The sequence below is a fragment of the Photobacterium sanctipauli genome (assembly GCF_003026495.1).
Taxonomy (GTDB): Bacteria; Pseudomonadota; Gammaproteobacteria; order Enterobacterales; family Vibrionaceae; genus Photobacterium; species Photobacterium sanctipauli.
The window spans coordinates 94,053-104,369 of record NZ_PYMA01000019.1; the positions used below are offsets into that span (position 1 = coordinate 94,053).

The 10,317-nt window shown below is 50.5% G+C and carries 10 protein-coding genes and 8 tRNA genes; 13 read left to right on the forward strand and 5 right to left on the reverse strand.

All coding sequences use genetic code 11. The features are described 5' to 3' along the window. Nucleotides 1–17: 17 nt before the first annotated feature. The 5 genes from C9I98_RS22310 to hemA are packed head-to-tail and all read right to left on the reverse strand — an operon-like array spanning nucleotide 18 to nucleotide 4,476. Nucleotides 18–830, reverse strand: a complete 813-nt coding sequence (locus C9I98_RS22310) for a SirB1 family protein (RefSeq protein ID WP_036819252.1) — start codon at nucleotides 828–830, stop codon at nucleotides 18–20. A gap of 2 nt (nucleotides 831–832) precedes the next feature. Then, nucleotides 833–1,213 (reverse strand): SirB2 family protein, encoded by a 381-nt coding sequence (locus C9I98_RS22315; RefSeq protein ID WP_036819250.1) that lies wholly within the window; start codon nucleotides 1,211–1,213, stop codon nucleotides 833–835. A gap of 12 nt (nucleotides 1,214–1,225) precedes the next feature. Further along, entirely contained in the window at nucleotides 1,226–2,074 is an 849-nt protein-coding gene (gene prmC / locus C9I98_RS22320) for a peptide chain release factor N(5)-glutamine methyltransferase (RefSeq protein ID WP_036819248.1), read from the reverse strand. Beyond that, complete coding sequence (gene prfA / locus C9I98_RS22325) at nucleotides 2,074–3,162, reverse strand: peptide chain release factor 1 (protein ID WP_036819246.1); 1,089 nt, start codon at nucleotides 3,160–3,162, stop codon at nucleotides 2,074–2,076. Before prfA ends, prmC begins: the two co-directional genes overlap by 1 nt. Before the next feature lie 51 nt (nucleotides 3,163–3,213). Then, complete coding sequence (gene hemA / locus C9I98_RS22330) at nucleotides 3,214–4,476, reverse strand: glutamyl-tRNA reductase (protein WP_107272501.1); 1,263 nt, start codon at nucleotides 4,474–4,476, stop codon at nucleotides 3,214–3,216. Nucleotides 4,477–4,747: 271 nt separating this feature from the next. Between hemA and lolB the strand changes: the two genes are divergently transcribed. The 13 genes from lolB (at nucleotide 4,748) to C9I98_RS22395 (ending at nucleotide 10,315) form a co-directional block, all read left to right on the forward strand. Beyond that, nucleotides 4,748–5,377, forward strand: coding sequence for a lipoprotein insertase outer membrane protein LolB (lolB, locus tag C9I98_RS22335; protein WP_051902071.1), 630 nt, complete (start codon nucleotides 4,748–4,750; stop codon nucleotides 5,375–5,377). Between the two features lie 8 nt (nucleotides 5,378–5,385). Beyond that, nucleotides 5,386–6,249: a 4-(cytidine 5'-diphospho)-2-C-methyl-D-erythritol kinase gene (ispE, locus tag C9I98_RS22340; RefSeq protein WP_036819953.1), complete on the forward strand. Its 864-nt coding sequence runs from the start codon at nucleotides 5,386–5,388 to the stop codon at nucleotides 6,247–6,249. A 32-nt stretch (nucleotides 6,250–6,281) separates the two neighbouring features. After that, the gene (locus C9I98_RS22345) at nucleotides 6,282–7,229 is read left to right on the forward strand and encodes a ribose-phosphate pyrophosphokinase (protein WP_036819956.1); all 948 of its coding nucleotides are present in this window, start codon (nucleotides 6,282–6,284) and stop codon (nucleotides 7,227–7,229) included. Between the two features lie 134 nt (nucleotides 7,230–7,363). Then, nucleotides 7,364–7,954, forward strand: a complete 591-nt coding sequence (pth, locus tag C9I98_RS22350) for an aminoacyl-tRNA hydrolase (protein ID WP_036819959.1) — start codon at nucleotides 7,364–7,366, stop codon at nucleotides 7,952–7,954. Nucleotides 7,955–8,036: 82 nt separating this feature from the next. Beyond that, nucleotides 8,037–9,128 carry a redox-regulated ATPase YchF gene (gene ychF / locus C9I98_RS22355; protein WP_107272502.1) on the forward strand — a complete coding sequence of 364 codons (1,092 nt, stop codon included), beginning with the start codon at nucleotides 8,037–8,039 and terminating at the stop codon, nucleotides 9,126–9,128. A gap of 293 nt (nucleotides 9,129–9,421) precedes the next feature. Continuing rightward, nucleotides 9,422–9,498, forward strand: a tRNA-Met gene (locus tag C9I98_RS22360). A 32-nt stretch (nucleotides 9,499–9,530) separates the two neighbouring features. After that, nucleotides 9,531–9,615: transfer RNA gene (locus C9I98_RS22365), tRNA-Leu, on the forward strand. A 40-nt stretch (nucleotides 9,616–9,655) separates the two neighbouring features. After that, nucleotides 9,656–9,730 (forward strand) — tRNA-Gln (locus tag C9I98_RS22370). 46 nt (nucleotides 9,731–9,776) lie between these two features. Beyond that, nucleotides 9,777–9,853 (forward strand) — tRNA-Met (locus C9I98_RS22375). A 29-nt stretch (nucleotides 9,854–9,882) separates the two neighbouring features. Then, a tRNA-Leu gene (locus tag C9I98_RS22380) sits at nucleotides 9,883–9,967 on the forward strand. A gap of 41 nt (nucleotides 9,968–10,008) precedes the next feature. Next, nucleotides 10,009–10,083: transfer RNA gene (locus C9I98_RS22385), tRNA-Gln, on the forward strand. Nucleotides 10,084–10,123: 40 nt separating this feature from the next. Continuing rightward, nucleotides 10,124–10,200 (forward strand) — tRNA-Met (locus C9I98_RS22390). Between the two features lie 30 nt (nucleotides 10,201–10,230). Next, nucleotides 10,231–10,315: transfer RNA gene (locus tag C9I98_RS22395), tRNA-Leu, on the forward strand. Nucleotides 10,316–10,317: the final 2 nt, after the last annotated feature.

Below are 10,317 nucleotides of genomic sequence, written 5' to 3' on the forward strand. Positions count from 1 at the left end.
CTTGGTACGTTTGACGATCAGTGCAGTACCAGCGGCTCTTGGTTGAGCTCTTCAATCTGAAGCTTCAACAACTTGGTCGTCGGATCTTCAGGACATTGCTCAATAAAATATTCAAAATCCATCACAGCAGCATGGCTACAATCTAGCTGCTGATAAATATAGCCCCGATCGCGGATTTCATGCGGGTCGCCGGGACGAAATGCGCCCAGCACCACATCGCTACAGCGCAGCGCATCGGCAAACAGCCCTTCGCGCAGCAAAGCACTCTTCATCACAGTCAACCAACGGGCCAATACATCGCTGTGCTCTGCGGTATCAAAATACTCGTTACGCAGCTCACTGAACGGGCCGCGATGGCCCTTAAGCCAAGCGCCCATCACCTGCTTGCTGAGGTATTCGCCATCAAACGGGTTGATGAACTGGGTCTCGCCATCAAACCACTCGACCTTGAGCACAAACTGGGTGGGAAAGCCCACGCCGCTAACAGGCAGCTCTAAACGATCGGCTAGATAGAGAAAAATCGCACCCAGGCTGACCGGAATGCCCTTCTTTCGCTCAAGTACTTTATCTAGGTAGATGTTTTCAGAAGAAAAGTACTGCTCATGATCGCCACTGAACCCCCACTCACGGTAGAACAGGCGGATCAAACCCTCCAGGCGAAGGTGGGCATTCGGTTCATCCATCAAGCTATGCTCGGCTTCTTGCGCCAAGCGCTCAAGCTGGACTTTCACCCATCCAGCAGGAAAAGCCGGATCGACCGCAGCGGTCACTTCCAATGCCCCTTCAACCAGCGGCATTTGCTCCAGCTCTTGTTCAGTAAAACGTAACATGATTATCCTAAGAACGAAGTTTTCGTCATTGCAATGTTAGCGGCTGCCATCAACCAGCCCAACGCGCCGAGGAAGGCAAACGTCTTAAACAATTTGCCGTGCTGCATCTTCAACGCAAAGAAGCCCAAAGCAATATAGGCTAACACACAGCTTATTTTCTCGGTTAGCCAGCCACCCGCTTCGGTAAACGGCATAAAACCGGTAATGAAAATTAATGTAACACCCGTTAGCAATAACACCGTATCGACAATGTGAGGGGTGATTTTCAAAAATTTCTTCTCGTTTAGCGTCGAGTTAGCCATCATCAGGGCATAACGCGTGACAAAAAGCAGTACACTCAACGCAATAGCGATCATATGAAGGTGTTTAACAGCGGTATACATTATTTTCTCTCTCTATCCTTGCCAACAACCCAGCGTTACCCGGTCAAGACCGGCATAATCTTGTGCTGTTGTGACCTGGTGGTAACCCAGTTCCAGTAAAATAGTTCTGACAGCTTCACCTTGCTCGAAGCCATGCTCCATCAGCAGCCAGCCGCCTGCCTGCAAGTGCTGACGCCCCTGCTCGCTGATGATTCGAATATCTGCCAACCCATTATCATCCGCCACCAGCGCACTCTTGGGCTCGAAGCGAACATCCCCTTGCGACAGGTGGGGATCGGCCTCATCAATGTAAGGCGGGTTGCTGACAATAACAGCAAAACGCGCTTCCGTCTGTAGCGGGCTATACCAGCTGCCAGATAAAAAGCGCGCATTGCCAAGATGCAGGTTGGTGCCATTTTCGGTGGCCAATGCCGCCGCTTCCGGGCGCAAGTCGATCCCCGTCACCGAAACATCACGACGCTCCGAGGCTATCGCTAGGGCGATGGCTCCCGTTCCAGTGCCCAAATCCAACACCGAACAAGCCCCTGCCGGGATCTTGTCGAGCGCCAGCTCGACCAGACGTTCGGTGTCAGGACGGGGGATCAGGGTATGGGGGGCAACTTTCAGAGGCAGCGACCAAAACTCGCGCTCACCGACAATATAGGCCACAGGCTCACCGGTCAGTCGGCGCGCCATAACGGCATCAAAAGCCGTAAGCTGTGCTTCTTCCAACATCTTTTCAGGCCAAGTCAGCAAGTAGCTACGCGGTTTGTCGAGTACGTGGCACAATAGCACCGCAGCATCAATGTGCGGGCTCTCGGAGCCCGCTTCTGTCAATTGCTCAACCGCCAGCTTCAGCCTGGCTTCAATTGACAGCGACATTAGTTTTGTTCAGCCATCGCAGCTAGCTGATCGGCTTGGTGCTCTTGCAGTACAGGCTGGATCAGTGAGTCCAGATCCCCTTCCATGACTTCGTTCAGACGGTAGATAGTCAGGTTGATACGGTGATCAGATACACGGCCCTGCGGGTAGTTGTAAGTACGAATACGGTCAGAACGGTCACCAGAGCCTAGCAGGTTACGGCGAGTGCTCGCCTCTTCCGCCTGGCGCTTTTCTTCTTCCGCCTGAATAATACGCGCAGCCAGCACAGACATCGCTTTTGCCTTGTTCTTATGCTGTGAACGCTCATCCTGACACTCAACCACAATACCGGTTGGCAAGTGGGTGATACGGATTGCAGAGTCAGTGGTGTTAACGTGCTGGCCACCCGCGCCCGATGCACGGAAGGTATCGATTTTCAGATCGCCCGCATTAATTTCTGGAATTTCTGCTTCCGGGATCTCTGGCAGGATAGCCACAGTACACGCAGAAGTATGAACACGGCCTTGCGATTCAGTGGCAGGAACACGCTGAACTCGGTGGCCGCCTGATTCAAACTTCAAGATACCGTATACGGCTTCGCCGCTGATTTTAGCGATCATTTCTTTGTAACCGCCGTGCTCGGCATCGTTGGCGCTCATTACCTCAACACGCCAGCCGCGTGATTCAGCAAACTTGCTGTACATACGGAACAGGTCACCGGCGAAGATACCCGCCTCGTCACCACCCGCACCGGCACGGATTTCAATAAAGCAGTTACGCTCATCGTTTGGATCTTTAGGAATCAATAGAACTTCTAGCTCACCTTCAAGACGGGTAATTTCGCTCTTCGCTTCTTTTACCTCTTCCTGCGCCATTTCGCGCATTTCAGGATCGTCTTCATTCGCCATTTCTTCAGCCGTTGCCAAATCTTCCTGCGCCTGCTGGTAGGCCTGGAAGCATTTGGTCACTTCTTCTAGCTGAGAGTATTCACGAGATAAAGCACGGAACTTATCCTGATTACCAATCACCTCGGGATCGCCAAGTAGGTGCTGGACTTCTTCGTAACGCTCAACCAGCGTTTCTAATTTCACTAAAATTGAAGGTTTCATAATAGGTTTCTATTGTTCCGTTGATAGCAGAGCGTAGTGCTCTGCCTAGTATTAATTCTTGAGTGAGTCTAGCCCGAGGGTTTCGCGGATCACCGCCAACTTCTCTGGCTCGCCATTGTGGGCAGCTTGCTGCATGGCACGGGTCGGGGCATGGATCAATTTATTCGTTAGCTTGTTGCTCAATTCAACCAACACTTTTTCCGGATCGCCGCCATTGGCCAGCGCCTGAATACTGCGGGCCACAAGGTCTGTTTTAATATCATCGGCCTGCACCCGGTATTGGCGAATACTGTCCACCGCCTCAAGCGAGCGCAACCAGCGCATGAATGCCGCGCTTTCCTCACTCACGATCGCCTCGGCTTGAATAGCCGCGACTTTACGCTGTTCTCGGTTTTTTTCAACAATACTGTGCAAATCATCGACAGTATAAAGGTAGGCATCGCTTAATTCCCCTACCTCTTGCTCGATATCTCGCGGTACGGCGATATCGACCAACAGCATAGGTTGGTGGCGGCGGGCCTTAATCGCCTTCTCCACCATGCCTTTGCCGACGATCGGCAACGGGCTTGCCGTCGAACTGATCACAATATCGGCCCTTGGCAGGTACTCCGGAATATCCGGCAAGCCGATGACTTCGGCACCAAACTCCTCGGCCAGGTTTTCCGCCCGCTCTTTGGTACGGTTGGCGACAATCAGGTTGTTACACCCCTGCTCAACCAAGTGGCGGGCAACCAATTCGATAGTTTCACCGGCACCTATCAGCAATACCGTCGCTTCCGACAAAGATTCAAAAATTTGCTTCGCCAAGGTACAGGCAGCAAAAGCCACCGACACCGCATTACCGCCGATATCAGTTTCGGTACGCACCCGTTTGGCAACGGTGAATGTTTTGTGGAACAACTTTTCCAGCATGCCGGAAATCGCATCGTTATCGCGGGAGTCGGAATAGGACTGCTTCACCTGACCTAGAATTTGCGGCTCACCCAATACGAGCGAATCAAGCCCACACGAGACTCGCATCAGGTGGCGGACGGCGGCCTGCTCTTCATGGAAGTAAAGGCTAGGCATCAGTTCTTCGGTTGAGATCTGATGGAACTTGGTCAGCCAATCAATCATCACGCCGGGGCCGGATTGATTAACATCGCAATAAAGTTCAGTGCGGTTGCACGTAGAAACAATAACACCACTGTTCACCTCGGGGTGTGTTTCTAGCTGGTGTAACGCCTGTTTCAGCTTTTCAGGTGAAAACGCAACACGTTCGCGTAAATCCACAGAGGCTGTTTTATGGTTTATTCCTAGTGCAAGCAATGTCATGGAGACGGTGTACCACTTCGCCGATGAAAAAAGATCTAGGGCGGGATTTTACTTGATGCCCCAACGTAATAAAAGAACGCAAACCCAATCTATACGGCATAACTCAGTAAAAGTGGGTTTTTAAATACTTTATTACAACTCAAACTTTCTTATTATAGCGTTTAAGATAGTTCAAAAAAATAATGCTATCGAGTTACTAAGAAGTTGGAAATCTATGACTTTTACCGCTATTGTTTGCCACATAACACTCCAACAATAAGCCATTCTTACTATGCCCGTGACTCAGCCTATTGCAGCGCCAACTTCCAACACAAGAAAGTACCGGCTCCTCCTTCCCCTGTTATTCACCGTCTTAGCGGGCTGTGCAACTCAAGCACCGCAAACGTCCTCGACAGATTGGGAAAGCCACCAAGCCGAACTGGAAAAGCTCGATAGCTACCAAGCCAAGGGAAAATTGGGTTACAAAGGCAGCCAACGATTTGGCGCAAATCTCATTTGGGAGACACAACCCAACAAGGATCACCTGCTGCTCACCAGCTTTCTTGGCAGTACCCTGCTAAAGCTTGACGCGGCGCCAAACCAGGTCACCCTCGTCAACAACGAAGGCAAAACCTTTCAAGGTACCGATGCCCAAGCCTTGATCCAGCAACTCACCGATATCAACTTGCCAATCGAACAAATGCGCGACTGGCTTATCGGCTTACCGACGGCTGCCGATACTTACCAACTCAACGGCGAAGGCCGTGTCGGCTACCTTGCCAAGCAGATAGACGACAAGCTATGGCAGCTCGATTACAACGAATATGATTATTCTGTGACGCCGGGCCTGCCTAAACGCATGGTATTAAGCACCACAGGGGTTAGTATTACCCTCGTCATCAACAACTGGTCCATTAAATAGAGCGTACTATGATCACCCGCACCACCCGTTGGCCCGCACCGGCCAAATTGAACCTGTTTTTGTACATTACCGGCCAGCGCCCAAATGGCTACCATGAACTGCAAACCCTGTTCCAGTTTGTCGACCATAGCGACACGCTAACCATCACGGCCAATGATTCCGGTGACATCACGCTCTCGCCAGCCATTGAAGGCGTTGCCACCGAAGACAACCTGATCTATCGCGCGGCTGATATGCTGCGAAAAAAAGCCGGCATCCAAGCAGGGGCTGACATCCACATCGACAAGATCCTGCCTATGGGCGGCGGACTGGGTGGCGGCTCATCCAATGCCGCTACGACACTGATTGCATTGAATTATTTATGGCAGACTAACCTCGATACCGATACCCTTGCCGAATTGGGCCTTGCCCTTGGTGCGGATGTGCCAGTATTCGTAAGAGGAGTAAGTGCATTCGCTGAAGGTATTGGGGAGAAATTGCAGCCCGCCGAACCGGAAGAAAAGTGGTATTTGGTCGCCAAGCCAGAGATCAGCATCGCCACTGTCGATATTTTCACCCACCCGCAGTTAAAACGTGATAGCGAAAAAAGGTCGCTGAGTGCCCTAATATCGGGGGTTTACGAAAACGATTGCGAAAAAATTGTCAGATCACTGCACCCCGAGGTTGATAAGGCTCTTTCGTGGCTGGTAGAATACGCGCCGTCAAGATTGACCGGCTCTGGCGCTTGTGTGTTTGCTGAATTTAGCACTCAACAAGAGGCCATTGCAATACTGAATATATTACCTGACTGGCTTGATGGATTTGTCGCAAAAGGTGTCAACACATCTCCCCTTTTGACAGCCTTGACCGCTCATTCCAACGAGAGCCAGTAATTACAACTTGGACGCAACCTGAGGTTTCCACCGTGCCTGATATGAAGCTGTTTGCTGGTAACGCGACACCAGAACTAGCCCAACGCATTGCTGATCGTCTTTACATTTCACTAGGAGACGCAACAGTTAACCGTTTTTCCGACGGTGAAGTCTGTGTTCAGATTAATGAGAACGTTCGTGGTAGCGACGTATTCATCATTCAATCTACTTGTGCGCCAACTAACGACAACCTAATGGAACTGGTTGTTATGATCGATGCACTTCGCCGCGCTTCTGCTGGCCGTATTACTGCTGTAATTCCTTACTTCGGTTATGCTCGCCAAGACCGCCGCGTGCGTTCTGCTCGTGTGCCAATCACAGCTAAAGTAGTAGCGGATTTCCTTTCTAACGTTGGTGTTGACCGCGTTCTGACTGTTGACCTACACGCAGAGCAGATCCAAGGCTTCTTCGACGTACCAGTAGACAACGTATTCGGTAGCCCAGTACTACTAGAAGACATGCTGGCTAAGAACCTAGAAGATCCAGTGGTTGTTTCTCCTGATATCGGTGGTGTTGTTCGTGCTCGCGCTATCGCGAAGCTACTAGATGACACTGACATCGCGATCATCGACAAGCGTCGCCCACGTGCAAACGTCTCTCAGGTTATGCACCTGATCGGTGACGTTGAAGGCCGTGACTGCATCATCGTTGATGACATGATCGATACTGGCGGCACACTATGTAAAGCAGCTGAAGCACTGAAAGATCGTGGCGCGAAGCGTGTATTTGCTTACGCAACACACCCAGTATTCTCAGGTAATGCCCCACAGAACATTCGTGAGTCTGTGATTGACGAAGTTATCGTAACTGACTCAATCCCACTATCAAAAGAGATCCAAGACACTGGTCGCGTATCAGTACTAACGCTTTCTGGCATGCTAGCCGAAGCAATTCGTCGCATCAGCAACGAAGAGTCTATCTCTGCGATGTTCCAACACTAATCGCTAACCGCGATAAGTTTTCAACGCCCCGCCTTGTGCGGGGCGTTTTTCGTTACTTCGGGCAAAGTATCAATTTCGCCGCGTTTGGTATAACATAGCGCGCGTTTTAAGCCCCTAAGAGTTGAGAGACAAGCGTGAGTAATAACATTCGCCTACTAGTCGGCCTCGCCAATCCCGGTGCCGAGTACGCTAAAACCCGCCACAACGCGGGCGCATGGGTTGTTGAAGAACTGGCCCGTGCTCACAACGTTAGCCTACGTGAAGAGTCCAAATACTTTGGCCAAACTGGCCGGATCATGGCAAACGGCCAAGATCTTCGCTTGTTGATCCCTTCGACATACATGAACCTATCGGGCAAGTCTGTCGCGGCGCTGGCAAACTTCTACCAGATCAAGCCAGAAGAGATCTTAGTGGCACACGACGAGCTTGACCTGCCTCCTGGCGTGGCTAAGTTCAAAAAAGGCGGTGGCCACGGTGGTCACAACGGCCTAAGAGATATCATCAGCAAGATGGGCAACAACAAAGACTTTTATCGCCTGCGTATTGGCATCGGCCACCCTGGCGATAAAAACAAGGTTGCCGGCTTTGTACTGGGTAAAGCGCCAGCCAAGGAGCAAGATAACATTGATGCCGCCGTTGACGAAGCTGTCCGCTGCATGGATATCTTGCTAAAAGATGGCTTAAATAAAGCGCAAAATCGACTACATTCATTCAAAGCAGAATAATTGTAGTTATTCCAATTTTTTTCACTGGCCCAAAGCGCCAGTGGGATGTTTCACCGAATAATCACCAAAAGGGTTTCACACCATGGGTTTTAAATGCGGAATCGTTGGCCTGCCTAACGTTGGTAAGTCAACACTATTCAACGCCTTAACCAAAGCAGGCATCGAAGCGGCAAACTTCCCGTTCTGTACAATCGAACCAAACACTGGCGTTGTACCTGTGCCAGATCTACGCCTAGACGCGCTAGCGGCTATCGTTAATCCAGAGCGCATTCTGCCTACGACCATGGAGTTTGTAGATATTGCAGGTCTGGTAGCGGGTGCATCGAAAGGTGAAGGTCTAGGTAACAAGTTCCTGGCTAACATCCGTGAAACTGATGCTATCGGCCACGTTGTTCGTTGTTTCGAAAACGAGAACATCGTTCACGTTGCAGGTAAGATCAACCCACTAGACGATATCGAAGTGATCAACCTTGAGCTTGCTCTGGCTGATCTTGATACCTGTGAGCGTGCTATCCAGCGTCAGGCTAAGCGTGCCAAAGGTGGTGACAAAGATGCTAAATTCGAAATCACTGTGCTTGAAAAACTACTACCGACCCTAACCGAGGGTGGTATGGCACGCTCTGTTGAGTTGGCGAAAGAAGAGTTTGCAGCAATTAGCTACCTAAACTTCCTAACGCTAAAACCAACGATGTACATCGCTAACGTGAGCGAAGACGGTTTCGAAGATAACGAATTCCTAGACATGGTTCGCGAGCACGCGGCAAAAGAAAATGCGGTTGTGGTACCGGTTTGTGCCGCTATCGAATCTGAGATTGCCGAACTTGACGATGCAGACCGCGAAGAGTTCCTTGCGGACATGGGTATCGAAGAACCAGGCCTAAACCGCGTGATCCGCTCTGGTTACGAGCTACTGAACCTACAAACTTACTTCACCGCTGGTGTTAAGGAAGTTCGCGCATGGACTATCCCTGTGGGAGCAACAGCACCTCAATCAGCCGGTAAGATCCACACCGACTTCGAGAAAGGTTTCATCCGTGCAGAAGTTGTGGGCTACGATCACTTCATCGAGTTCAACGGTGAAAGCGGTGCGAAAGAAGCAGGCAAGTGGCGCCTAGAAGGTAAAGATTACATCGTTAAAGACGGCGATGTGGTTCACTTCCGCTTCAACGTATAAGTCAGTTAGTCATACTGATCCGCAATACAAACTCTAAGCCAGCCTTCGCGCTGGCTTAATTTTTATCAGGCGCCACAGCCTTGATAAATTCCGACACAATTTTCTTGCCAGAACAGCCCCAAAAACCTTAATTTAGCATGGCATTCGCCCAGTTCGCCCAAATAAGCAACGAACAAGCGTATTTTCTGAAGATATTGAAAAAAACTATTGACCCTTTTCGCTGGTATGAGCATAATGCGCCCCGTTCCCGAGACAGCGGCCGCTTAGGCAACTGGCTTGAGAAATGAAAAAATGGCTACGTAGCTCAGTTGGTTAGAGCACATCACTCATAATGATGGGGTCACAGGTTCGAATCCCGTCGTAGCCACCATCCTTCTCTACCGAAGGATGTAAAACATTGATGCGGAAGTGGCGGAATTGGTAGACGCACCAGATTTAGGTTCTGGCGCCGCAAGGTGTGAGAGTTCAAGTCTCTCCTTCCGCACCATTCTCTCTTTTTGAGGGCAGCTTTGAAGAAAAGCGATTGTAGGTCTATCGCCAAGCGGTAAGGCAACGGGTTTTGATCCCGTCATTCCCTGGTTCGAATCCAGGTAGACCTGCCACCTTTACAAGGTTGGTGATTATCATGTATAGTCGGCAACCCACGTTGGCTACGTAGCTCAGTTGGTTAGAGCACATCACTCATAATGATGGGGTCACAGGTTCGAATCCCGTCGTAGCCACCATCTTCTCTACCGAAGATGTAAAACTTGATGCGGAAGTGGCGGAATTGGTAGACGCACCAGATTTAGGTTCTGGCGCCGCAAGGTGTGAGAGTTCAAGTCTCTCCTTCCGCACCATTCTCTCTTTTTGAGAGCGGCTTTGAAGAAAAGCATCCTGCAGGTCTATCGCCAAGCGGTAAGGCAACGGGTTTTGATCCCGTCATTCCCTGGTTCGAATCCAGGTAGACCTGCCACTATTTTCGATGTTGATTTCATTATCAACAACGACAAGATGGCTACGTAGCTCAGTTGGTTAGAGCACATCACTCATAATGATGGGGTCACAGGTTCGAATCCCGTCGTAGCCACCATCTTCTCTACCGAAGATGTAAAACTTTGATGCGGAAGTGGCGGAATTGGTAGACGCACCAGATTTAGGTTCTGGCGCCGCAAGGTGTGAGAGTTCAAGTCTCTCCTTCCGCACCATT